Raw genomic sequence first — 24,632 nt, 5'->3', positions numbered from 1 at the left:
CCCGCTGGCCGCAAGGGCGCTGGTCTGGGACGACCGGAGGGGCCGCGATCACGTCCCGGACAGCCGGAAGGCGTCGACCGCGGTGTCGAAGTGCCGCTTGGCCTCGGTCTGCGAGGCGAGCGGGGAGGAGATCCACACATCGATCATCCGGCCGCCCTCGTCCCAGCTGAGGTCGTAGGTGTACCGCGCGCCGCCGTCCTGGGCACTGCCGTTCCAGACGAACTCCCAGAGTCCGGCCTGGAGCCCGTTGTGGGTGGTCTCGGTGACCTGCCCCTGGCGGTAACCGCGGTAATCGGCGGGGCCCTTGGCGTGCGCCGCGCGCATCGCGCCCAGTGGACCCTCCGGCACCGGCCGCTGAAGCTGGACGCCGATCCGGAACCGCTTGCCCTGGGAGTAGTAGTAGACGCGGTCGTTCTCGTAGGAGCGGGTGAAGCCCTCGGGGACGGCGAGGGCGAACCCGGCCGGATCGCGGACGAGGCGGTAGCCGGCCGGGACCTTGCCGGCACCCCCGGAGGCCGGCGGCGCGGTGACGGTGGGTTCCGGCGTGCCGGAGTCGCCGCCCTTCGAGGGGCCGGTGTCCGAGGCCTGCTGGGACCGGCTGGGCCGGCCGCCGGTGCCGCCCTCGGATCCGTCCTGGTTCATCAGCAGTACAGCGATGCCCGCGCCGGCGCCGCCGATCACCACCGCCGCGAGCGCGACCAGCAGGGCGGTGCGGGCGCGGCCGGTGTGCGGGCGGGCGGCCGCGGCCAGTGCCCGGTCGTCGAGCGCGTCCCGGATCGGCAGGCCCGGGGTGCGGCCGCCCGTACGGCCACCGGGTTTTCCGGCGCCCCCAGCAGGTGCAGCGACCGGTCCCGGCGGTGTACCCGCGACCGGCGGGTCCTCGCCGGACGGGTGCTCGCCGGGCGGGTGTTCACCGGGCAGGCCGCCGCCGGGGGCGTCGTACAGGGGGGCGTGGGCGTCGGGCCCGTGGTACCGCGGGGTGTCCGGGCCTCCAGGGAGCGGCCCGCCCGCCACGGCCTCGGCCGCGAGGCCCGCGGCACCGGCGCCGTGATCTCCGTGGCCGCCGTGGCCGCCGTGGCCGCGACCGGACCCGTGCCCCGGCGGCCCGCCCGGCGTGCGTTCCGGGGCGCGGCCCGACTGGAGATAGCCGCGCAGCAGCCGCTCCGTCTCGGCGACGCCCAGCCGCCGCTCCGGCTCCCGTTCCAGCAGCCCGTCGACGACGGCGTGCAACGGGCGGGCGGATTCCGGGAGTTCGATCTCGTCGTACACGACCGCGTGCAGCACCCCGCCCAACGAGTCGCGGTGGAACGGCGAGGCACCGCTGAGCGCCGCGCACAGCAGCACCCCGAGCGACCAGAGGTCGGCCTCGGGGCCGGTGCCGCGCCCGGCCATCCGCTCCGGCGCGGTGTATTCGGGCGAGCCGACGAAGCCGCCGGCGTCGGTCAGCGTCGTGACGCCGGGCACCTGGGCGATACCGAAGTCGGTGAGCACGACCCGGCCGGTGCCCGACTCCATCAGGACGTTGGCGGGCTTGATGTCGCGGTGCAGTACCCCGCGGGTGTGCGCGGCGCGCAGCGCGCCCAGCAGTGCGACGCCGATCCGGGCCGCCTCGCGCGGTGCGACCGGTCCGCCGCTCTGGAGCCGGTCGGCCAGCGACGGGCCCTCCACCAGCTCCATCACGATCCACGGCCGGCCGTCCTGCTCGACGACGTCATGCACGACGATCACATTGGGATGCTTGATCTGCGCGACGGTCCGCGCCTCCCGCATCGCCCGCTCCCGCTGCACCCGCGCCTCGGGCTCGGCCGTTCCCTCGTCCAAGTGCAGTTCTTTCACCGCGACTTGACGTCCCAGCACTTCATCGGTGGCCCGCCAGACCGTTCCCATTCCGCCGCGGCCCAGCCGTATTCCCAGGCGGTACCGGCCACCGATCAGTCGGCCCTCGCCCCCGAAGATCCCCATGGCCCCATCTTGCCGCACGGCCGCCCTTCCGGCAGGGGCGGCACCCCTCGTCCGGCCATGGTCCTGCACACCCTGCCGCTGACCTGGTCCGCTGTAATCCACTGCCCTCATGGAGGCAGTTGTGGCAGGCTTCGTGGCCGTCCTGGGCGCCCTGCCGGGTTCCGGAATCACCCCAAGGGGCCTTGTTCCGGGGCCAGATGGTGACCGATGGCCGGAGATACTCGTCCACAGGGAGCAGATTTCCCTCGCGGCCACCGCGCGGCAGGTGCGCTGATCAACCGGGCGGGAGCCGGACGACACGGGGTGGAACCTCCACCGGCTCTCCCGCCGTCCTTGACACAGTGAGGCTGTTGTACGGGAACTGCCGGTACGGCGGCCACGAGAGGCGGATCGGGGGTCGGTCATGGTGATGCAGGACGGTGGAACGGTGGATGTCCGTCCGGGCCCCGATCCGCGCCGGGCCGCCCCGGAGCACAGCGGCGCCTATCTCGCGACCGGGCTGTGCCTGACGTTGTACGCCGGGGTGCTGGCCGCCTGGACGGTCTTCGGCATCACCCAAGGGGACGGCAGCACCTGGGACTTCGTCGAGGGCCTGTTCAACCCGGGCGCCTCCCCCACGACCCAGGTCCTCGGCCCGTACGAATGGGCCTTCACCGCCGCGTTCCTGGTGATCGCCGGGCTCGTGCTGGCCCAGCGGCGGGTGGCGCGCTCCGCGGCGCTGTTGTCCGGTTTCGTGCTGCTCGCCCTCTCGCTGCGTGAGGGCGTGGGCATGCTGCATGCCGCCTACCGCCACCAGTACACCAACGACCCGCTGGGCAGCTGGGCGCTCGCCACCCGCGGGCTGGGGGTGGTGGTGGCGCTGGTCGTGCTGTGCTCGATGTTCCCGGCCACCGAGCGGCGGCAGGACGCCCGGCCGCCCGCGGCCGGCGCGCCCGGTCCCGATGCCCAGTGGCGCCGGCTGTCCCGGATCTGCGGGGTGCTGTTCCTGATCATGGCGCTGGCCGAACTCGGCTGGGCGGTCCGCGACATGACCGCCACCGGGACGGACACCGGCCGCTATCTGCGCGGGGTGGTCGACGGTTCGGTGCTCGGCGCCCTCGATCTCGCCGCGTCCGCCGAGTTCACCACCGTCGGCTCGGTGCTCGTCCTGCTGATCCTCGGGGTGCTGGCCCTCCGGGGGCGCCGGGAAGTCCGGGGCGCGCTCCTGGTGTTCGCGGCGCTGGAGCTGTACATGACCGTACGGACGGTGGTGTGGCTGACCGTCTCCGACTTCTTCAACCGCTCCTTCGAGACCACCGAGGGCGCCCTCTCGATGGCCACGACGGCCTACGGTCTGGCCGCCATGACCTCGGTCGTCGTCCTGGCCACCGGCCGCGGCTTCGGCCCGTACGACGCCGTCCGCCCGGAGGGGATCCGGGCGGCGGCGGTGGGGCGGGAAGGCTGGCTGTGAGGGGCGTACGGGCCGGCGGGCCGCCCGCGCTGTGAGGGGCGGGGCCCCCGGGCTGTGTTGGGCGGAGCCCCTGGGCTCCGCCCTGTTGGTGGGCGGAGCCCAGGGGCTGAGCTCCGCCCGGCCCTCATGACCCGATGGGCTGCTCCGCGGCGCTGTCCTGGTCCTGGACGTCGGCGGCGGCGACCCGGCGCGGCAGTTTCGCCGCCACGAAGATCGTCACCACGGTGAGGGCGGCGGCGACACCGAAGGCCAGCTTCATCCCGCTCAGTGCGGCAGGTGCGGCGGCGACGCCCTCGGCGACCAGACTTCCGCTGCGCGCGGACATCACCGTCACCACCAGCGCGGTCCCGAACGCCGCGGCGACCTGCTGCAACGTCCCGAGCATCGAGCTGCCGTGCGAGTACAGATGCGGCGGAAGCGCGCCCATGCCCAGCGTGAAGACGGGGGTGAACGTCGCCGCCAGGCTCACCATCAGCAGCGTGTGCAGTCCCAGCACCTGCCAGTACGGCATCGTCATCGAGACCTGGGAGAAGCCGGCGAGGGCGAGCACCATGCCGATCGAGCCGGGCAGTACCAGCGGCCGGCTGCCGAACCGGTCGAACAGCTTGCCCACGGTCGGTCCGAGCACTCCCATGGCCAGACCGCCCGGCATGACCAGCAGGCCGGTCTCCAGCGGGCTGAGTCCGCGCATGTTCTGGAGGTACAGCGGCAGCAGGATCATCGACCCGAGCATCGCCAGGAAGCCGACGGAGATGAGCGCCAGGGAGAGGCCGTAGGTGCGGTGCTTGAGGGTGCGCAGGTCCATCAGCGGCGCGCCGGTGCGCTGGAGCTTGAGCTGGCGGACCACGAAGACCGCGATGGCCGCGACCCCGGCGACGACGATCCCGATGCCGAGCCCGACCCGGCCGCCGGATTCGCCGAGCAGGCTCAGGCCGTACACCAGGCCGCCGAAGCCGAGCGTCGCCAGGGAGACGCTGAGCCAGTCGATGGAGCTCACCTGCGGCTCGCCGATGTTGTCCATCTTGCGCAGCCCGAACAGGGTCACCAGACCGGCGATCGGCAGGACGACCACGAACAGCATGCGCCAGGAGCCGGCCTGGAGGACCAGCCCGGACACGGCGGGTCCGAGCGCGGGCGCGACCGAGATCGCCAGGGTGACGTTGCCCATCACCCGGCCGCGGTCGTGCTCGGGCACCACGATCATCAACGTGGTCATCAGCAGGGGCATCATCACGGCGGTGCCGGCGGCCTGCACGATCCGGCCCAGCAGCAGCACCTCGAAGGAGGGCGCCACGGCGGACAGCGCGGTCCCCGCGAGGAACACACCCATCGCGATGGCATAGGCCTGGCGGGTGGTGACCCGCTGAAGGAACCAGCCGGTCACCGGAATCACGGCGGCCATGGTCAGCATGAACGCGGTGGAGACCCACTGCGCCGACTGCTCGGTGATGTGCAACGAGTCCATCAGCCGCGGGATGGCGTTGACCAGAATGGTCTCGTTGAGGATCACCACGAAGGTGGCGAGCACCAGCAGCCGCACCACGGTGGGTATGCGGCCCGCTTTCGCGGCTGGTCGTTCTTGGATTGCAGCTGTCACGGCAGCACCTCGCTGGGGTTCCTGGTCACAGTCGCCTCGCAGCCAGGGGCTGTCGGCATGAACACGGTCGGTGGATTGTCGGTAGAGACCGATGGGCAGGGCAGAACTCATCGGTCGGCCCGAGTGTTGCGCACCCTCGCGCCGAATTCATCCGATTTTATGCCTGCTCGCAAGGACATCCGTCGACGACGCCATGACCGGCGGCCCACGTTTCGGCGACGCTCACCACGACGCCGGGAGCCTGCTTCACCAGCGGCTTCGAGGGGGTGCCAGGCCGTGCTCGGCGGTGCGGGGGAGATCCCCCTCCGAACCGCCCCCGCACGCCAAAGGCGGCCGCCGCGTGTGGGGGTCGCGGCGGCCGCCGATGTGAACTGCACCGCGTCCTGGGCTCGGGGCCTCTTCAGTGGTGCAGCATGAGAACCACTCTGCCCGTGGGGGACCCCCCGCGGCATCCTCCAGAGGTCGCGGGCTCACCCCCGCCGCTCGGCGGGGGTGGGGGTCCGTCGAAGGGCGGGCCCGGGTGACAGGGGAACGGAATCGCGCAGCGCCGGGCGGTTCCGCGGATGCGGGTGGGTGCGAAGGAGAAAGGGGCGGCCGGTGATCCGTGTCGCTGTGGTGGACGACGAGCGGCTGGTCAGATCGGGACTGCGGATGATTCTGGGGACCGCCCCGGACATCGAGATGGTCGCGGACTGCGGCGGCGCCGAGGCCGTGGAGACCGTGCTGCGCTGTGCGGCCGATGTCGTGCTGCTGGACATCCGTATGCCGGACGTGGACGGGCTGACCGTACTGCGCGGGCTGCGGGCCGCTCCGGAGCCGCCCGCGGTGGCGATGCTGACCACCTTCGACGCCCAGGAGTACCTGACCGCGGCGCTGCGCGAGGGCGCGGCCGGGTTCCTGCTGAAGGACTCCGATCCGGAGCAACTCGTACGGGCCGTACGGACGCTGGCGGAGGGCGGGAGCGTGCTCGATCCGGGTGTCACGCGGGCGGTGATCGGGGGCTATCTGACCGCCGAGGACCAGGCATCGGCGGCACGGGCGGTCAGCGGGCTGACGCCGCGGGAGTCGGAGGTGCTCGCCCTGCTCGGCGAGGGTCTGGCCAACGCCCAGATAGCCGGGCGGATGGGGCTCGCCCCCAGTACGGTCAAGGACCATGTGCGCGCCCTGCTGGGGAAGTTGGGCGGCATCAACCGCATCCAGGCGGCCATCGTCGCCGACCGGGCCGGCCTGGTGACGGGCGATCCCCGGGGGGCGTGGTGAGGGCCCGGGGCGGGCGGAGCCGGCTACGGGCGCGCGCGGGGCGGGCGGTGGCCCGCGGGGAGGCGAAGGGGCGGGCGCTGGGGCGCGGGGCGCTGGGGCGGCGGCTGCGCGCCCTGGCTCCCGTGGTGGTCCCGGTGCTGCTGGCGATCGCCGACGCGATGCTGGTCAACGGCCTCGAACTCGACCTGGAGGTCGGTGTCTCGATGCTGGCCGCGGCGGCTCTGGTACTGCGCCGGCGCTTCCCGCTGCTGGTGTTCCTCTTCACGCTCCCCGGGCTCTACATCGGCTACATCTGGTTCGCGCCGATGATCGGGCTCTACACCCTGGCCGTCCGCCGGCCCGGCCGGGTGCGGCTCGGCATCTGTGCGGTGCTGCTGATCGCCGCGCACTTCTTCCCGTATCCGATCTCCGACTTCGAGCTCACCGTCTACCGCGAGAACACCCTGGTGCTGATCGACGCCTGCGTCACCTCGGCCGCGCCGATCGCCCTGGGCCTGCTGGTGCGCACCCGCCAGGAACTCGCCTCCCGCGTCGAGGACCTGACCCGCAGCCTGCGCCGGGAGGACCGGCTGCTCGCGGACCGGGTCAAGACCACCGAACGCGCCCGGCTGGCCCGTGAGATGCATGACGTGGTGGCCCATCAGGTCAGCCTGATCAGCCTCCAGGCGGGGGCGGTGCAGGTCAGCACGGAGGACGCGGCGGCGCGCGCGGGTGCCAGGACGATCCGGGAGCTGTCCGTGCGGACGCTGGAGGAGCTGCGGCACATGGTGGGTGTGCTGCGGGCGGACGGCGGTGAGGCGGCGGAGGCGCACCGCCTGGCGCCGCAGCCGGACTTGGCGGAGCTGCCGCGGCTGATCGAGATGAGCGCGCTGGATGTGACGTACGAGGGCGGGGTGGTGGCCGGGGCGAGCGGCACGAAGACGGTGGAGCGGGCGGCGTTCCGTACGGTCCAGGAGGCGCTCACCAACATCCGCAAGCACGCGCCGGGGGCGCGGGTCCGGGTCCGGGTGGATCCGGTGGACGGGGTGGACGCGGTGGACGCGGTGCGGGGCGAGGGATCCGGACGGGCCTCAGGACGGGCTTCCGGACGGGCCTCCGGACGGGCCGAGGGGGCCGGGGAGAGCCGTGCGGCGCACGGGCTGCGGGTGGAGATCCGCAACGGGCCGCCGGACGCGGCGGCGACGGTTCCCGCGCTTCCCGGGGGCGGGCACGGGCTGGTGGGGCTGCGCGAGCGCGCGCAGAGCCTGGGCGGGACGCTGGAGGCGCGTCACACCTCCGACGGCGGCTTCGTCGTACGGGCGGAGTTTCCGTACGGAGCGGGGTGAATCAGGCAGGAGCGGGCGTACCGGGGCAGAAGGCGTGCCCGGACGCGGTCAGGCGGAGAGCGGTGCGGCGCCCTCGTCGACGGCGGTGAGCAGGTCCGGGTAGACCTCGAAGAGCCGGCGCACACCCAGGGCGGCCAGCACCCGGTTGACGTGCGAGCCGTCCACGGCGCCCTGCGCGGGGAGGATCAGCCGCAGCCGCCCCTGACAGGAGCGCATCAGACGGCGGGCGGCGATCAGCACACCGACCCCGCTGGAATCACAGAACCGCACCTCGGAGAGGTCCAGTACGAGCGATCTCCGGCCGTCCGCCACCGCGTCATGCACATGCTGGCGCACCGCGGGCGACGTGACCAGGTCCATCTCCCCCGACACCTGGAGTACGGCCCACGGGCCCTGTTCGTCCTCTGCCACCTTCAACGACACGCGCTCGAAGCCTTTCGCTCGCTTTCGGACCGGATGGGCCCGGCTGCATCCGGAACTCATCCTTCCCCGCCTCGACTGCCCGGCCTCTCTCCCCTGAAACTCTTCCGAATCCTTGGCGCAACAGGCAGTCGGCTCAAGGCTATGCCCCAGCGGCCACACCTTTTCGCCGACATCCGGTCACACACGGATAACACATCACCGTATGCGGACACGAACGATCGGCATCGATCGGCTCCGATCGGGCAGTATCGCCACAAAGCGAGGCCATCCGTCGTGAGGTCCTTACCATCCCCGTCCCCGTCCGGGCTCGGTTTGCCGCAAAGGAGCGTGCGTTGTCAGACCCGCGCATTACATTCGGTAGCACGGTGGTTTCTGTGATCGTGCGCACAGCTCCGGATGTGCGTGCGCGTGCGGAAGTGACGGCTGAGGAGTGAGCCCGGAGGCGACGGGCAGGGATGGGGTTCCTATGGGACACGACGCGCCACCGCGCTGGGACAGGCGGATGCAACAGCGGCTCGCCCACGGCGAGGCGGCGGCGCTGGGCGAGCTCTACGACCGCTTCGCCTCGCTCGTGCACAGCCTCGCCCACCGCGTCCTGGACGACGAGGACGCCGCCGACCGCCTCACCCGCGAGGTGTTCACCTACATCTGGGAACACCCCGATTCCTACGACCCCAAGCAGGGCCCGCTGCGCTCCTGGATCGCCGGCGTCACCCGCCATCAGGCCGTCCAGCGGCTGCGCCAGACCGAGGCCGCCTCGGCGCGCGACTGCGGAGCCGGGGCACCGGCGCCCGCCGAGATAGAGCAGAAGATCCGCGAGGCGTCCACCGCCGCCCGCGCCGACTACATCGTCACGTCCATGCCCGCGCCCCTGCGCGCCGCACTGGAGCTGGCGTACTTCCAGCGCCGGGACTACCGCCAGACCGCCGCCGACCTCGGCGTCACCGAGGACGAGGCCCGCCGCCGGCTCCGTCTGGGCCTGCAACTGCTCTCCACCGCCCATCACCACCACGCCCTGCCGCCCGGCCACCGCGCCTCGTACACCGCCCGCGGCCCACGCTCCTCCGCGGCGCCCACCACACCACCGGGGCCGCACGCTCCCCGCGGTCCGCTCCCGCCGCACTCCCAGCACACCGGCCCGGGATCCTCCGCACCACCCGGGCCGGGCCATGGACGGTCGCGGTGAACGGCCCCGACGAGTGGGACGGCCGCGAGCTGCCCGGCAGCCCCGGTGAGCGGCCGCGGATACCCTCCCCGCGCTCCGCAGCCGAGGACCACGGCCCCCTTCCCGACACCCCGCCGGTGCCCGTCCACGACCCGGCGAGCGACACCGTCGAGCCCCTTCCGGCGGCCGGGCCCGGGTCGGAGCCGCCCGCCGCGCCCCAGCCGCTCCCGAACCCGGATCCCGCCCGGCCGCACCGGGTCCTCAAGTCGCTGCTCGGTGCCTGGGCGCTGGCGGCCTGCTCCGCCGAGGAGACGGCCGCCGTCGAGGCACATCTGACCGACTGCGCCTCCTGCGCGGACGAGGCGCTGCGGCTGCGCGATGCCGTCGGGCTGCTGCACCCCGCCGACAGCCTCGACCTCGATCCGCTGCTGCGCTCCCGCGTACTGGAGGGCGCTCTGGGCCGGCGGCCGGCCCGCATCCCGGTGCCCGACTGGGCGGCGCCGTATGACGCGGAGACCGCCAAGCTGGATGCGCTGCTGCATGACATGGGCGAGGCGGAGTGGCGCGCTCCGGTGCGGCTGCGCTGGTTCGAGGGCGACCGCCCGGTCGAGCGGCAGACCACGGTCGCCGGTGTCATGGGGCATCTGATGGCGGTGGACGGCCTGGTCGCGACGGCCCTCGGGCTGACCGACCCGCTCGGCACCGCCGCCCCGCCCGGCACCCCGGACCCCCTCATCCGCACGGAAACGTTCTGGCGCGCGGCACACGAGACGCAGCGACCGCTCACCGTCCACGCCCCGTGGCGCGACCAGAGCTACGCACTGATGCGGCAGGTGTCGTTCGCCGGCAGCAGGGTCGCCGAACTCGCCGTCCCGTACGGCGACTTCCGGCTCGCGCTGCGCGACTCGTTCCTGGACCGCGCCTTCGAGTGCTGGGTGCACGCCGGCGATATCGCGGACGCGGTGGACTATCCGTACGTACCCCCGGCCTCCGGGCATCTGCACCAGATGGTCGACCTCGCCGCCCGGCTGCTGCCCAGTGCGCTGGCCGACCGCCGCCGGGCCGGGCTCGCCGCGCCGCCGCAGCGGCTGGTCGAGGCAGGCGCCCCGGGCCGTACGCTCCATCTGGAGGTCGAGGGCAACGGCGGCGGCCACTGGTACATAGCGCTGGACTCACCGGCCGCCCTGGGCACCCCGGAGCGCACCGTCGCACATATCGCCCTGGACAGCGCCGAGTTCTGCCAGCTGGCCGCGGGCCATATCTCCCCCGAGGAGGCCGCCGCCGGCCAGGACGGCGAACGCGACGCGATCCGCGATGTGCTCTTCGCTACAGCGTCGCTCTCGCGCCTGTAGGCGGTGGGCGGTAGCCGGGTGGTGGGCTGCGGCCAGGCGGTGGGCGGTAGCCAGTAGGGGGCGGTCGAACGGGTCCCGTAGGGGGTGCGAGCGCCCCCTTGGGGCCACAACGGGAGAGGTGGGGAGGGTATTCCGACCGTCCGGCCGTTCCGCCTACGCGAAAACGACCGTCCGGCTGCCGTTCAGCAGTACCCGGCGCTCGCTGTGCCACTTCACGGCGCGGGCCAGGGCCTGGCACTCCACGTCCCGGCCGATCGCCACGAGCTGGTCCGGGGTGACCTCGTGGCCGACCCGCTCGACCTCCTGCTCGATGATCGGGCCCTCGTCGAGGTCGGCGGTCACATAGTGCGCGGTGGCACCGATGAGCTTCACCCCGCGGGCGTGCGCCTGGTGGTACGGCTTGGCGCCCTTGAAGCTCGGGAGGAAGGAGTGGTGGATGTTGATGATCCGGCCGGACAGCGCCTTGCACAGATCGTCGGAGAGCACCTGCATGTAACGGGCGAGGACCACCAGCTCGACGTTCTCCGCCGCCACCAGCTCCAGCAGCTGCGCCTCGGCCTGGGCTTTGGTGTCGCGGGTGACCGGAATGTGGTGGAAGGGGATGTCGTACGAGGCCACCAGCTCGGCGAAGTCCGTGTGGTTGGAGACCACCGCCGCGATCTCCACCGGCAGCGCGCCGATCCGGGAGCGGAAGAGCAGATCGTTGAGGCAGTGCCCGAACTTGGACACCATCAGGACGACCCGCATCTTCTCGTCGGCCCGGTGGATCTGCCAGTCCATGCCGAAGGAGTCGCCCACCGCCGCGAAGCTGGCCCGCAGCTTGTCGACGCTCACCGAGCTGTCCGCGCTGAAGTGGACCCGCATGAAGAACAGCCCGGTGTCGTGGTCGCCGAACTGCTGGCTGTCCTCGATGTTGCAGCCGGTGATGAAGAGGTAGCTGGACACGGCGTGCACGATGCCCTGCTTGTCCGGGCAGGACAGGGTGAGGACGTACTGATCGTTCCGATCGTGCTGACCGGGCTGGGTGGGCTGCGACTCGCTCATGACCTCATAGGGTCGCACACCCGCGGAGCAGGTCAGGCCGGGGAGTCCGGTCCACCGGTCATGATGGCCAGCACCTCCAGCGAGCGCGGCGCGGCATCGGGGTCCTCGCCGTCCGCCGTCGCCAGCTGCACATGGGCCTCCCGCGCCGCCCGTACGGCCTCCGGCCAGCCCTGGTGGGCCATGTACGCGGTGACCGGGGCGTCCGCACCGACCTGGTGCATGATCCGCAGCACCCGCAGCACGGCGACATCGACGAGCTGCGCTTCCTGGGCGTCCCGGAAGATCGTGCCGACGTATTTCTCGGCGGACCAGTTGTCCAGCCAGGTGTCCTCGACGAGCCGGTAGACGGCGTCGGTGACGTCTCCGTACCCGGGGCGGCCGGTCAGCCAGGTCTCCTGCTGGAAGGCGGGGTCGGAGAGCATGTGCAGCGCGGAGCGCACATTGCTGCGCCAGCGCCACCACGGCATGTCGTTGAGTGGCATGCCGCCCATGGTGGTCGAGCGGCGGCCGCGACGGGAAGACTTCTCCGAACCTTGCACAGTATTGGATCGTACGTTCCGCGCGGATGATCTCAAGCGGGCCCCCGGAATTCACCTTGACGTCACCATCCGTTGCCTTGTCGTCACTCAGTCGTTCCTGGCAAGACGGAAGGCTGCGGTGTCATGACCGGACGGCGACGCTCCTCCCCCCGCCCTTCTTCTCACGCCCCCGCGGCCGGTGCTGCGGTGGCATGTACGGCGGTCATAGCGTCGCTGCTCTCCGGCTGCGGCTCCCTCCCCGGAGCCTCGGGGGACTCCGGGGAGAAGGACCCGGTCACGGTCATGACCTGGGCCCCCGAGGACACCAAGGCAACCAACATGCCGGGTATGCCCGCCATGGCGCAGGCCTACGCCCGCTGGGTCAATTCCCAGGGCGGCATCAGGGGGCATCACCTACGGGTACTGACCTGCAACGAGCGCAATGACTCGGTGTCCGCCGCGCAGTGCGCCCAGCGCGCGGTGGACCGCGGCGCGGTCGCCGTGGTCGGCTCCTACAGCCAGTTCGGCCGCTCGTTCATGTCGCCGCTGGAGGTCAAGGGCGTCCCCTTCATCGGCGGCTACGGCGCCTCGGACGAGGAGTTCGAGAGCCCGCTGTCCTACCCCGTCAACGGCGGACAGGCCTCCCTGCTCGCCGGGAACGGCCGCCAGTTGGCGCGCGACTGCCGGCGCGTCGCCCTGGTCCGCCCGGACACCATCGTGGGCGACACGATGCCGTCCCTGCTCAACTCCGGCCTGGAGAGCGGCAGTCGGGACCCGGCCAAGGACATCAAGGCACCCGATGACGCCACCGACTACGCGTCCGCGGTGAACCGCTCCCTGGACGCGGTGGGCGCCGACCCGGTCGTGTACGGCACCTCGAAGGCCGGCGGCAAAGCGCCCGGCTCCTGTGTGACCGCCTCGCTCGGCGATCACACCGATGCGTTCTTCGACTCGTTCCGGCGGCTCCAGGAGGACAGCCCCCGGGTGCGGGTCGCCTCCGTACTCGGCAGCGTCGGCCAGGCGCTGGTGACCCGTACGGGCGGCAAATCCGGGCCGCTGGAAGGCGCGGACATCACCGGCTGGTATCCGGCCGCCGGAGACTCCCGCTGGGCGCCGATGCGCAAGGTCATCAACGACTTCGCGTTCAACGACAACCGCATCGACCCCGCCGACCAGGGCGCGCAGACCACCTGGATCGCCTACACGGTGCTGCGGTCGATGATCGAGCAGCTCGATGACCAGGGCATCGAGGACATCACCCCGCACTCCCTCCAGACCGCGCTGGACCGCGGTGACCGCGCCGTCGACACCGGCGGGCTGACCCCGAAGCTGCGCTGGCGCGAGGACGACATGCTGGCCGTCCAGGACTACCCCCGCATCGTGAACGGGACGGTGACCTACCAGGTCGTGCGGGACGGCGAGTTGGTCTCCGCCCAGCACGGCTTTGTCAACGTCACCAAGACCCTGGAACGGCGGCGTACGGACAGCTGAGCCCGGACGGGCCGCCCGGCGGCGTACGGACGGCTGAGCGGGACGGGCCGCCCGGCGGCGCCCGTCCCGGCCCGGATCAGAGCTGCTCGGGACGGCGCTCCGTCAGCCCGTACTTCTTGGCGAGCGGGTTCCAGATCTGCGCCGCCTGCTTCTTGGCGAGGGTGGCCTGCCCGCTGGCCGCGTTGCCCTGGGCGGTCTGCCGGGTGACCCGGGCCTTGCCCTTGTGGCAGCCCTTCTTGCCGCCGACCTGCCCGGCCCAGGCCGCGTAGTGGTTGTCCGCGGACGCCGAGGACTGCCATGCCTTGGTCAGCGCGGCGGTCAGCTGGTCGTGGTTGGGGATCTTGTCGACGGGCAGCTGCTGGAGCCGCTTCACCAGACTGTTGCGCTGCCCGGCCGCGGCCCGCAGATCCTTGGCCGCGCCACCGAGGCTGTCGCAGGACCTGATGCCGTTGACGGCATTGATCACCGAGGAGCGGCTGTTGTTGCTGTCGCCCAGCAGCGCGTCCAGCCCCTTGGCCTGGGCCTCGGCCGGGTCGGTGGTCGGCTTCGGCTGCTCCGACTCCTTGGCTTCCTTGGTCGTATCGGCCCCGGAGCCCTGCTTCTTCGCGGTCTCCTCGCTGCCGCCGCCGCTCAGCGCCCAGCCGAGGCCGAGGCCGGCGCCGGCGAGCGCCACGATGATGATGCCGACGATCGCGGCCGGGGCGAGCCGGCGGCGTCCGCTGTCGCCGCCGTCGTCGAGCGTGGGCCGCTGGTCGTAGCCGCCGCCGGGCGGGAACTGCTGCCCGTAGCCCTGGCCCTGCTGCCCGTACGGCGGGCGGCCCGGGTCCTCGAAGCGCGGCAGCTGCGCGGTGGAGTCCGGGGCGGCGGCCGGTCCGTTCTGGCCCGGTGCGCCCGGCCCGTCGCGGAACAGGCCGTCGAACTCGGCGGGGGTGGCGCGGTCACCGGGCGCGCCGGGGTGCACGCCGTACGGTGCGCCGGGCGGCGGGGGCGGCGTGCCGGCGCCCACCGGGGCGATGAGCTGGGTGGCCTCGGCGTCGCCCGCGCCCTGGGCACCCGGCATCGGCTGCGACTGCGGCATCGGCCGGCCCTGGGGTCCGCCCTGGTTCGGCTTGATCGCGCGCAGCATGGTCGTGGACTCGTCGGGCGTCTCGGGGCGGCCGGCCGCCTCGGGCGGCAGCGGCGCGCTGCCGGGGCCGCCGGCCGGGGCGCCGACGGGCGGAATCAGCGCGGTGGCCTCCGCATCGCCCGCGGCGGGCGGCAGCGGCGCACCGGTCTGCGGGGTCGCCCGCACCAGCTCTCCGGACGGGCCCAGGGGCTGCTGCCCGTACTGCTGTTGAGGCTGCTGCGCCTGCTGCGGCGGCTGGGCCTGCTGGCCGTACTGGTGCTGCGGTATCTGCCCGCCGTACGACTGCGGGCCCTCGGGCGGCAGCGCGCCGGGCGCACCCTGGCCGGGCTGTGCGCCGGGCGGCAGCAGCGCCGTCGCCTCGGCGTCGAAGCCGGGTTGCGGCTGCGGCGCGGCGGGCTGCTGGGGCGCCTGCTGCGGCGCCGAGGGCGGCATGGCCGGCGGCTGCTGCTGCCCCTGGGGCGGGGCCGGGAAGCCCTGGTCGCCCTGCGGCTGCTGCGGCGCAAGGCCCTGCGGGTGCGGGGCGTGCGCCGGGGCGTGGCCCTGCTGGGGGCCCTGGCCGTAGCCCTGCTGGGGGCCCTGGCCGTAGCCCTGCTGGGGGCCCTGGCCGTAGCCCTGCTGCGGGGCCTGGCCGTGGTCCTGCTGCGGGGCGGGCTGGCCCTGGGCGGGCGCCTCGCCGTACGGCTGGGGCGCGGCGGCCTGCTGGCCGGGGCCCCAGGGCTGGCCCCACGGCTGACCGGCCGGCGGCGCGGCCTGGTGGTCGGGCACCCACGGCTCACCGTTGGCGGGCAGCACAATGCCCTCTCGCGCGGGACCGGCCGCAGAATTCTGCGGGTCGTGACCCTGTCCGCTCTGCGTCACCGTGACTCCTACCAACGTGCAGACCTACGGAATCGTCGGCTGCACGCTACCGGGTCGCAGCAACGTTCGACCACGTCGCCTGGTCACCGCCCCCGCCCGCCCCCGGAACCCCCGCGCAGGCCCCGCCGCCTGGGCTTTCCGACGCGCGACGACAAACCCGGCGTCGTACGACAAAGCAGTCGTCACCCCTGCGGTGAGGCGCTGGTCACGCCGCGGTGGCCCGCAACTCCAGCCGCGCGCTGAACTCCCGCACCACCGGTTCGTCCCGATAAGGCTCCAAACGCAGCTGAAAGTCCTCCAGATACTCCGCGCCACGGTCCGAACGCAGTCCGCTCAGCAGGTCCACCGCCTGGGTGCCCGTATGGCAGGCCTGTTCCACCTCGCGCTGCTGTACCTGTGCGCCGGCCAGCAGCAGCAGGCCGATGGCCCGGCGCCGGGCGCGGCCGGCCGGATGCCCGTCCAGCGCCTCCTGCGCCCGCTGCGCGGCGGCCCCCGCCTGCCCCAAGTCGCGGTGGCAGTGGGCGAGTTCATCGGCCAGGTAGGCCGGGTCGAAATGGGCGATCCAGATCGGGTCGTCGCCCGCGTCGGCGGCCGCTTCGGCACGCTCCAGGGCGGCGACGGCCCGGCCGGCCACCACCTCGAAGGCCCGTCCGTCGCCCATCAGCGCGTGCCCGCGCGCCTCCGCGGCGCAGAACATCGCCTCCGCGCGCGGTGTGACATGGCCCCGGGCGCCTTCCTGTGCGGCGCGCGCGAGCTGGGCGATCTCCCGTGGATTGCCGAGCGAGGCGGCGAGATGGCTCATGCTCGCGGCGAGTACGTAGCCGCCGTAGCCGCGGTCACCGGCCGCCTGGGCCAGCCGCAGCGCCTGGATGTAGTAGCGCTGGGCGAGGCCGGGCTGGCCGGTGTCGACGGCCATGTAGCCGCCCAGTTCGGTCAACCGCGCGACAGCGGCGAAGAGTTCGCGCCCTACGGACTCCCGGTACGAACCGGCCAGCAGTCCGGAGACCACGCTGTTGAGGTAGTGCACGACGACCGGCCGGACATGCCCGGCGCCGAATCGGTGGTCGAGCTCGCTGAGCGCCGTGGTCATCGCGCGGACCGCCTCGACGTCCGAGATCCCGACCCGGGCACCGGCGTTCCGGGCGACCTGGGTGTCGGCCCCGGTGATGAGCCAGTCGCGGCTGGGCTCCACCAGGGCGGACGCCGCGACCGTGGAGCCACTGAGGAAGTCGCGCCGGCCGACATCGCTGCGCCACAGCTCACAGACCTGCTCGATCGCCCCGAGGACGGTGGGCGAGAACTGCAACCCCACCCCGGACGCGAGGTTCTTGCCGTCGGCCATCCCGATCTCGTCGATGGTGACCGTGCGCCCCAGCTTGCGCCCCAGCGCCTCCGCGATGACGGCCGGGGCGCGGCCCCGTGGTTGCTGGCCGCGCAGCCATCTGGCCACGGAGGTCTTGTCATAGCGGAGGTCGAGACCGTGTTCCGCACCGCACATGTTGACGCGGCGGGCGAGGCCCGCGTTGGAACAGGCGGCTTCCTGGATCAGCGTCTGGAGCCGTTCGTTGGGCTGCCGTGCGACGAGTGGCCTGGCGGCCATGGTTGTACCCCCTGAGTACCGCTGTGCGTTCACCGCCGAACGCCGGTCCCCGTGATCGATTCCCCAGGAATATGCCGGATATCCGAGAGATCCTGAATATGCGCGATAGGTGGGATCGGTGTGATATGCGCTGTACCGAGGATGCTCGGTCCTGAGCGCTTTTGCGCCAGGTCCGGTGGCTCCTCGGTGTCCAGCGCCGTTCACGGTGGGAAAGGCTGGGCGGTGCCGTGCACAGATCGCGGCGCCGCCGTGCCGGGCTCCCCCCGGGTGCACTGCGGACTGCCGCCGGGCGGTCCCTCCGCCCGTCACGCAGGTGGCTACCCGCTCCTCGGGCCCCGCCCGCATACGCGCCCCCACCGGTGCACCCATGCGCCCCACGTGCGAGAACGATGCGCCCCAAGGTCCACCCCTGAGCCGTAACCCTTGGTGACGGCGGAAGTTGTCCTCAGCGTGGAAAAAACCATCGGAGTCACAGAAGCCCCGCACATCCCCCTACAGCGCGGCGAGCAGCTGATAGACACTGCGGTGCGTTACGCGGAAGAACGGCACTGGGACGTGTTCCCCGGCGCATGGCTGGAGCACGACGGCGAGACCCCGCGCTGCTCGTGCGACGCCGCCGACTGTGCCGCACCGGGCGCGCACCCCACCGGGCCCGGCTGGGCCGGACAGGCCAGCGGCAGCGCGAGCGCCGTCCGCCGGATGTGGAGCAAACAGCCGCGCGCCTCGATCCTGTTGCCCACGGGCCGGACCTTCGAGGCGCTCGACGTACCCGAGACCGCGGGCTGTCTGGCGCTGGCCCGTATGGAGCGGATGGGACTGACCCTCGGCCCGGTCACCCGTACCCCCGCCCGCCGGATGCTCTTCCTCGTACTCCCCGGCGCCTCGGTGAAGGTGCCCGCCCTCGTCCGCACCCTGGGCTGGGCACCGGCCGCGCTCGATCTGATCTGCCGCGGCGAGGGCGAGTACATCGCCGCACCGCCGACCCGTGTGGGCGCGCACGGCATGGTGCAGTGGGCGTGCCGCCCCACCCCCGCCAACCGCTGGCTGCCGGACGCGGAGGAACTGATCAGCCCGCTCGCCTATGCCTGCGCACGGGACGCGGTCGCCCTCCGGGCACGCTGATCCCGGACCGGTCCGCTCCCCTTGTCCCCAGGCTGTCCACAGTCCCGCCCCGGCCCGGTATCCGCCCGTATCGTGGGATGCCGGACGGGGGTCGGGACCGGCCCCTGCGGGGACGTCGAAGGGCAGGACCGGTGGCGAACGAGCCGGAACACATCGAGGAGCGGGGCGCCTCGGCACCGCCGCAGCGCACCACGGCCACTTCTCCGGGCGGGCCGGCCGCGGCCCCCGGGGGCGGCCCGGCCGGTCCGCCCGCCGTCCGTATCCAGGGCCTGTGGAAGAAGTTCGGCGAGCAGATCGCCGTCAACGGCATCGATCTGACACTGCCCGCCGGCCGCTTCATCGGACTGGTCGGCCCCAACGGCGCCGGCAAGACCACCACCCTCTCCATGGTGACGGGCCTGCTGCGGCCGGACGCCGGGCTGGTCGAGATCGGCGGGCACGACGTCTGGAAGGACCCGGTCTCCGTCAAGTCCCGGATCGGGGTGCTGCCCGAGGGGCTGCGGCTCTTCGAGCGGCTGTCGGGCCGCGAACTCCTCGGCTACATAGGGCGGCTGCGGGGCCTGCCCGGCGACGAGGTCGACCAGCGAGCCGCTCAGCTGCTGGACGTGCTCGATCTGGCCGGCGCGCAGCACAAGCTGGTGGTGGACTACTCCACCGGTATGCGCAAGAAGATCGGGCTGGCCGCGGCGCTGCTGCACAACCCCGAGGTCCTCTTCCTCGACGAGCCCTTCGAAGGCGTCGACCCGGTGTCGGCGCAGACGATCCGCGGCGTACTGGAGCGCTACACCACCTCCGGTGCGACGGTGATCTTCTCCAGCCATGTGATGGAGCTGGTCGAGTCGCTCTGTGACTGGGTCGCGGTGATCGCCGCCGGGCAGATCCGGGCGGACGGCCCGCTCGCGGAGGTGCGCGGCGCGGCGCCCTCGCTTCAGGACGCGTTCCTGGAACTCGTCGGCGCGGGTGACCGGGGCGCGGCGGCGAACCTGGACTGGCTGGGCGGTGGCGGCGCCCGATGAGCACCGAATCCGCCGCGGCGGCCGTACGCCCGGCCGCCGCGCCGTCCCTGACCGCCGTCTTCGTGCGGCTGAAGCTGACCCTGCTGCGCAACGGGCTGCGCCAGTCGACCGGGCGCACGCTGGCGTATGTCTCCTCCGTCCTCGTGGGCCTGCTGTTCGCCTCGGGCGTGGTGGTGGGGCTGATCGCGCTGCGCGGCAACGCCCATGTCGGTGCGCTGGTCGTGCTGCTGACCGGGATCCTCACCCTGGGCTGGGCGGCGATGCCGCTGTTCTTCCCGGCGAGCGACGAGACCCTCGATCCGACCCGGCTGGTCATGCTGCCGCTGCGGCCGCGGCCGCTGATCGTCTCGCTGCTGGTGGCCTCCCTCGTGGGCATCGGCCCGGTCGTCACCCTCGCGCTGGTGACCGGCTCGGTGATCGCGGTCGCCGACGGGCCGGCCGCCGCGGCCGTCGGTGTGGTGGCCGTGGTCCTGGTGGTGCTGGTGTGTGTGTCGCTGGCGCGTGCGGTCGCCACCGCCTCGGTGCGGCTGCTGACCAGCCGGCGGGGCCGCGATCTCGCCGTGCTGAGCGGTCTGTTCATCGCCCTCGGCGCCCAGGGCGTCAATATCGCCGCCCAGAAACTGGGGCGGCCGGACGGCTTGGCCGTACTGGAGCCGCTGGGCAACATCCTGCGCTGGGTGCCGCCGGTCTCGGCGGTGGGCGCCGTCGACGACGCCGGACACGGGGCGTACGGGCGGGCGCTGGCCGGCCTGGGGCTGACGGTGCTGGCGCTGGTCCTGCTGCTGTGGTGGTGGCAGCGCACCCTGACCACCCTGATGACGTCACCGGACTCCTCCACCCTCCAGGCGGTGGAGAAAGACAGCGCCCGGCGGTCCGGCGGCGGGGAGCGGGGGCTTGCGCGGATGCTGTCGCGCGGGCGGACCGGCACGGTCATCCTCCGTACGCTGCGCTACGGCTGGCGCGACCCCAAGTCGAAGATGTCGTGGGCGACCGCGCTCGCCGCCGGACTGCTGGTGCCGGTCATCTCGTCCCTCCAGGGCAACGGCAGCATCTACACCGCGTTCTCGGCGGCCACGCTGCTCGGCATGCAGATGTACAACCAGTTCGGGCAGGACACCTCGGCGTTCTGGATGGTCGCCTCGACGATCTCGACCCCGCGCGACGCCTATCAGGAGCTGCGGGCCCGCGCGCTGGCGCTGGCGCTGGTGGCCATCCCGTACGTCACGCTGGTCGTCGTCGGCAGCGCGGCGCTCATCGGGCCGTGGTCGGCCTTCCTGGAGGTGTACGGGCTCTCGCTGGCGGTGCTGGGCGCACTGCTGGCCACCGGGGCGATGTCGTCGGTGTTCTTCCCGTACTCGATCCCCTCGGAGGGGAACAAGAACGTCGCACCGGGACAGGGCGCGATCGCCTGGTTCAGCCTCTTCGGCGGGGTCGTGGTGGGTGCCGTGCTGTGCGCACCGCTGCTGGCGCTGACGATCTGGCTCCATGTCGCCGGTCTGCACCACCTGTTGTGGGTGCTGCTGCCGGTCGGTGCGGTCTATGGCGTGGGGATCGCGGAGCTGGGGCTGCGGCTGATGGCGCCGCGGGCCGCCCGGCGGCTGCCGGAGATTCTGGTGGCCGTCAGCAAGGGCTGAGCGCGCGCCGGCGGGCGGCGGCGGCCTCGCCGGACCGGGCCGCGGCGGCCTCGCCGGATAGTTATCCACAGGCCGCACCGGCCGGCGCGCGGTGGCGGTAGCGTCATCCACGACCTGGACGAGGGGTGGTGGGGGCGGTGCGGCGCGCCGGATGGGTGCTGGTGACGGGCTGGTTGGCGGTGCTGTTCTGCGCCGGGGCGGTGCAGGCGGCGCCGGCCGGCCCGGCCGCATCCGACGACCCGACGCAGTACGCGTACCTCGCAGCGCAGCTCCGCAAGAGCCCGGTCTATGTCAGCGACCAGATCCCGCGCGAGGTCCCCCGCTCGACCGCGCCCGCCTTCGCCCGCGAGGCCCGGCGGCTGGGCGTTCCGACGTACGTCATGGTCCTGCCGCACACCTCCTACGGCACCGCGGCGGACGGCCTGCTCGCGGGTGTCCATGACCGGTTGGGGCGCCGGGGCCTGTATGTCGCCCTGAGCGACACGGGCCTGGACGCGGCGCAGACCTACGGCGTGGACCTGCCCGGCACGGCCGACGCCGTCTCGGAGGCGGTGTACGCGATGCCGTACGACGCCACTCCCCGCGAGGTATTCCGGCACTTCGTCGAGGTGGTCGCCTCCGGGCAGGCGCATCAGCGCGCCGAGGAGGCCCGCGCCGCACACGAGGACGAGGGACTGGACGACGGCCCCGGTCTGCACACCGACACCACCGAGCGCGAGAACCAGAGCTTTGTGACGGGCATAGCCGTCCTCGGCATTCCGCTGACCGTGCTGCTGGTGACGGTCCATGCCCTTCAGCGGCGCCGGGTGCGCAACCCTGCGGGCGGCGCCCGGCAGCGGCCGGGTGCCGGTCCCGGTCCGTTTCCCCGGGCGCGGCTGCTGCCCCTGATGGCGGGTGCCGCCGTGCTGGGCGGGTTGATCGCCTTCACCGCGTCCCAGGTCTTCGACGACACGACCAGTGGCGACGGCTCCCGTCCCACGGCCGCCGATATGCGGGCCCGGATCGACCGGGTCTCCGCCGGGCTGCGCCACGACCCGCTCTACCTCGACCCGGAGAGCCGGTCCACGCTGGACGGCGCCGAGCGCAACCGGCTCCGTAAGCGGCTGCGGGAGCTGGACGTTCCGGTGGTGATCGCCGCCCTGCCCACCCCGCCGGACGATGAGTCGGGGGGCAGCACGGAGCTGCTGGCCAAGCAGTTGCACGACCGGCTGCGGCGCGATGCCCTGATGGTGTTCGCCGACCCGGCGACCGGCGGTATCGAACTCGTCAACTACAGCACCCGCGTCGATGACAGCTATCTCGTCGACCGCCCGCGCGACCTCACCTACACCGGGCCCGCCGAGGAGCAGCTGGGCCGTCATCTGGACGAGCTGCTCACGTATGTCGGCAAGGCCCCCCGGGCCAAGACGGGCGGCAGGCTCTATGACCCGCCGCCCGCCCCTGACCCGGTCGAGGAGAAGGCGCTGCCCGGTCTGTTCACCGGGGACTTCGAACCCGGCATGGTGATCGGCACGTTCGCCGCGGGACTGGTCTTCGGGCTGGTGGCGGCGGCCCGTGCCATCGCCCGCCGGCTGATCCGGCGCGGGCGGCCGGCGGCCCCGGGAGCGGGCGGTGCCGCGGCCCCCGCGGCGCCCGACCGGCCCACCCTGGCCTGGCTGCGGCGCACCGCCCGGCAGGATCTCGACGCCCTCACCGCCGCGCTGGAGACCTCGGCCGCGCCGCCCGAGGAGGCCCGGCGCCGGGCCTGGGAGTGCCTGGACGCCGCGGCGCTGCTGGTCGACGGCGACAGCGACGGCCGGATCGACACCGACGCCGGCCCCGTCGGCCTCACCTGTGCCGTGGTGCTGGCCCGCGCCGGACGGACCGCACTCGCGGAACCAGCCGCCGCGCGGCAGGTCTGCCACCGCAACCCGCTGCACGGCGCGGCCCGCAGACGCGCCACGGCCCGGCCGGCCGACGGCGGTCCGGCGCGGCCGCTGCCGGTGTGCGAGGCGTGCCGGGTGGCGTCCGGTCCGGTGTTGCGACTGCGCTCCTCCGGGGGCGGCGGGCGCGGCGGCTACGTCCCGTACGCCACCCTGCCCGGACCACTGGCCGCGCTCGGCGACGGCGTCGGAATCGATCAACTCACCCGCGATGTACGGGAGTACTTCGGTGTGCACTGACCTCCTCCACCCCGCCGGCCCGCAGCCGGCCGCCGCCACCGCCACCGCCCGCCGGCTGCGCAGGGCACTCGCCGTCGGTGCCGCGTCCGCCGCGCTGCTGTGCGGCACCGCGGCGCCCGCCGCGGCCGCCGAGAGCCCGGGGCAGAAGATCGCCGACGCGCTGCGCCGCTCCCCCGTTTATGTCGACCCGTCCCTCACCTCGGCCGTCGACACGGAACAGCAGCGGGAGCTGGCCGCACGGATCCGGCGGACTCATCTGCCGATCCGGGTCGCGCTGGTGCCGCTGGTCGAGGGCGACAGCTGGGGTGGCAAGCCGGAGCAGCTCGCCGAGGTGGTCCATGACCGGATGGGCGGCGGCCCGGCCATCCTGATCACCCTCGGGGACCAGTCCGATGACATCTCCGCCCGCGAATGGCCCTCGGGCACGCATCAGGCGTTCCACGCCGCCGCCGCGGTCTTCTTCCAGAAGGACATGCGGGGCGCGGGTCCGGCGAAGCGGGTCGCCCGCGCGATCGACATCATCGAGGCCGGCAACGGCGATGCGGTGTACGAGCGGGCCACCGCCGATCTCGGTGCACCGGCGCCGGCGCGGACCACGGCGGACGGCGCGGGCGCGAAGGACGCCTCCGGGCCCGGCTCCCCTCTCGTGCGGCTGCTGTCCCTCGTCGTCGGGCCGGTGCTGCTGCTGGCCGCGGTGGGGCTGTTGCTGCGGCGCCGGTCGCGGCTGCGGGACCTCTCCACACCGTTCGCGCTGCCGCGCTCGGTCTTCGCCGCCGCCCGGCAGGCGGACGAGGCGGGGCTGCGGGACCGGGCCGCCGAGGAGGTCGTCCGGCTGGGCGAGGAGGCGCGCACGGCACAGGGCACCCCGGCAGCGGTCGAGCGGGCACTCGACGCGTATGCCGCGGCCGGCACGGTCCTGGACCGGGCGCGTGGAGTCCCGGACCTGGCAGGGGTGTTCGCGCTGGTCGCCGAGGGCCGAACGGCCCTCTCCGGGGCCGCGGAGGCGCTCCCGCTGTGCTTCTTCCACCCCCTGCACGGCCCGGCCGTCCGCCGCATACCCTGGCGGCCCCTGGGCCGGCGCGAGCAACTGCGGGTGGCCGCCTGCGAGACCTGTCTGCGCGCGATACGCACCCGGCGCGCCCCGGAGGTACTGACCGACCGGCAAGACGGCCGCCCGGTGCCGTACTTCGAGGTCCCCGCCGACGACAGCCTCTGGGCGGCCACCGGCTACGGCTCCCTGCTGAGCGGCACCGACGACTCCCTCACCGGGCGGGTCCAGCGCGGCGACTTCACCCGCACCCAGGACTGACCCGGGACACGATTCCGGGCTCGGCCACCCACGCCGTCGGCTTGGCGTACGGACACGCGCCCACCAGCCGGCGTAACTCGCGCTGCCCGCTGCCCGCTGCCCGCAGCCCGCAGCCCGCAGCCCGCAGCCCGCGACCATCGGCAGCCCATCACCGGAAGCCGAACCTCCCCCACCACCCCCGCACTTTCAAATATTTCTCCCGCAATTGATGCCGCACA

General features: G+C 73.2%; 17 protein-coding genes and 1 pseudogene. 11 read left to right on the top strand and 7 right to left on the bottom strand.

Features of this window, described 5'->3' with window-relative positions; translation table 11 throughout:
• Positions 1-48: 48 nt before the first annotated feature.
• Entirely contained in the window at positions 49-1,962 is a 1,914-nt protein-coding gene (locus AC3EUV_RS06265) for a serine/threonine-protein kinase (RefSeq protein WP_432141437.1), read from the bottom strand.
• Positions 1,963-2,389: 427 nt separating this feature from the next.
• Between AC3EUV_RS06265 and AC3EUV_RS06260 the strand changes: the two genes are divergently transcribed.
• On the top strand, positions 2,390-3,412 hold the full coding sequence (locus AC3EUV_RS06260) for a hypothetical protein (protein WP_432141436.1): 1,023 nt from the start codon (positions 2,390-2,392) through the stop codon (positions 3,410-3,412).
• Positions 3,413-3,536: 124 nt separating this feature from the next.
• Here AC3EUV_RS06260 and AC3EUV_RS06255 read toward each other — a convergent pair whose 3' ends face one another.
• The gene (locus tag AC3EUV_RS06255) at positions 3,537-5,009 is read right to left on the bottom strand and encodes an MDR family MFS transporter (RefSeq protein WP_435602356.1); all 1,473 of its coding nucleotides are present in this window, start codon (positions 5,007-5,009) and stop codon (positions 3,537-3,539) included.
• A 597-nt stretch (positions 5,010-5,606) separates the two neighbouring features.
• Between AC3EUV_RS06255 and AC3EUV_RS06250 the strand changes: the two genes are divergently transcribed.
• Both AC3EUV_RS06250 and AC3EUV_RS06245 read left to right on the top strand, forming a co-directional pair.
• Positions 5,607-6,269, top strand: a complete 663-nt coding sequence (locus AC3EUV_RS06250) for a response regulator (protein ID WP_168480985.1) — start codon at positions 5,607-5,609, stop codon at positions 6,267-6,269.
• Between the two features lie 47 nt (positions 6,270-6,316).
• On the top strand, positions 6,317-7,594 hold the full coding sequence (locus AC3EUV_RS06245) for a sensor histidine kinase (RefSeq protein ID WP_435602355.1): 1,278 nt from the start codon (positions 6,317-6,319) through the stop codon (positions 7,592-7,594).
• Between the two features lie 48 nt (positions 7,595-7,642).
• Here AC3EUV_RS06245 and AC3EUV_RS06240 read toward each other — a convergent pair whose 3' ends face one another.
• Positions 7,643-8,017, bottom strand: a complete 375-nt coding sequence (locus AC3EUV_RS06240; protein ID WP_387232528.1) for an STAS domain-containing protein — start codon at positions 8,015-8,017, stop codon at positions 7,643-7,645.
• Positions 8,018-8,483: 466 nt separating this feature from the next.
• Between AC3EUV_RS06240 and AC3EUV_RS06235 the strand changes: the two are divergent.
• Together AC3EUV_RS06235 and AC3EUV_RS06230 are read left to right on the top strand one after the other, a co-directional pair.
• A pseudogene (locus tag AC3EUV_RS06235) lies at positions 8,484-9,047 on the top strand (sigma-70 family RNA polymerase sigma factor); the annotation flags it as partial.
• Positions 9,048-9,199: 152 nt separating this feature from the next.
• Positions 9,200-10,534, top strand: a complete 1,335-nt coding sequence (locus AC3EUV_RS06230) for a zf-HC2 domain-containing protein (protein ID WP_435602354.1) — start codon at positions 9,200-9,202, stop codon at positions 10,532-10,534.
• A gap of 153 nt (positions 10,535-10,687) precedes the next feature.
• Here the strand turns inward: AC3EUV_RS06230 and purU are convergent, their stop codons facing one another.
• Both purU and AC3EUV_RS06220 read right to left on the bottom strand, forming a co-directional pair.
• Positions 10,688-11,578, bottom strand: coding sequence for a formyltetrahydrofolate deformylase (gene purU / locus AC3EUV_RS06225; protein WP_085926914.1), 891 nt, complete (start codon positions 11,576-11,578; stop codon positions 10,688-10,690).
• A gap of 32 nt (positions 11,579-11,610) precedes the next feature.
• A complete protein-coding gene (locus AC3EUV_RS06220) occupies positions 11,611-12,069 on the bottom strand; it encodes an SCO4402 family protein (RefSeq protein ID WP_432141592.1) in 459 nt (152 codons plus the stop codon).
• A gap of 171 nt (positions 12,070-12,240) precedes the next feature.
• On the opposite strand from AC3EUV_RS06220, the gene AC3EUV_RS06215 reads away from it, so the two are divergent.
• Entirely contained in the window at positions 12,241-13,587 is a 1,347-nt protein-coding gene (locus tag AC3EUV_RS06215; protein ID WP_435602353.1) for an ABC transporter substrate-binding protein, read from the top strand.
• Between the two features lie 76 nt (positions 13,588-13,663).
• On the opposite strand, the gene AC3EUV_RS06210 is transcribed toward AC3EUV_RS06215, so the two are convergent.
• Positions 13,664-15,571, bottom strand: a complete 1,908-nt coding sequence (locus AC3EUV_RS06210; RefSeq protein WP_435602352.1) for a hypothetical protein — start codon at positions 15,569-15,571, stop codon at positions 13,664-13,666.
• Positions 15,572-15,776: 205 nt separating this feature from the next.
• Positions 15,777-17,171, bottom strand: coding sequence for an NsdA family TPR-like regulatory protein (locus tag AC3EUV_RS06205; RefSeq protein WP_435602351.1), 1,395 nt, complete (start codon positions 17,169-17,171; stop codon positions 15,777-15,779).
• Positions 17,172-17,621: 450 nt separating this feature from the next.
• On the opposite strand from AC3EUV_RS06205, the gene AC3EUV_RS06200 reads away from it, so the two are divergent.
• The 5 genes from AC3EUV_RS06200 (at position 17,622) to AC3EUV_RS06180 (ending at position 24,414) form a co-directional block, all read left to right on the top strand.
• Positions 17,622-18,293, top strand: coding sequence for a bifunctional DNA primase/polymerase (locus tag AC3EUV_RS06200; protein WP_435602350.1), 672 nt, complete (start codon positions 17,622-17,624; stop codon positions 18,291-18,293).
• Positions 18,294-18,424: 131 nt separating this feature from the next.
• The gene (locus AC3EUV_RS06195; protein ID WP_435602349.1) at positions 18,425-19,309 is read left to right on the top strand and encodes an ABC transporter ATP-binding protein; all 885 of its coding nucleotides are present in this window, start codon (positions 18,425-18,427) and stop codon (positions 19,307-19,309) included.
• On the top strand, positions 19,306-20,943 hold the full coding sequence (locus AC3EUV_RS06190; protein ID WP_435602348.1) for a transporter: 1,638 nt from the start codon (positions 19,306-19,308) through the stop codon (positions 20,941-20,943). Before AC3EUV_RS06195 ends, AC3EUV_RS06190 begins: the two co-directional genes overlap by 4 nt.
• 137 nt (positions 20,944-21,080) lie before the next feature.
• Positions 21,081-23,105, top strand: coding sequence for a hypothetical protein (locus AC3EUV_RS06185; protein ID WP_435602347.1), 2,025 nt, complete (start codon positions 21,081-21,083; stop codon positions 23,103-23,105).
• Positions 23,095-24,414, top strand: a complete 1,320-nt coding sequence (locus AC3EUV_RS06180) for a hypothetical protein (protein ID WP_432141426.1) — start codon at positions 23,095-23,097, stop codon at positions 24,412-24,414. The genes AC3EUV_RS06185 and AC3EUV_RS06180 overlap by 11 nt, the downstream gene beginning before the upstream one ends.
• Positions 24,415-24,632: the final 218 nt, after the last annotated feature.

It is taken from the genome of Streptomyces sp. bgisy130 (genome assembly GCF_057708345.1).
The sequence above is the reverse complement of the archived record's forward strand: the minus strand, read 5'-3'. Positions and strand labels throughout refer to the sequence as shown.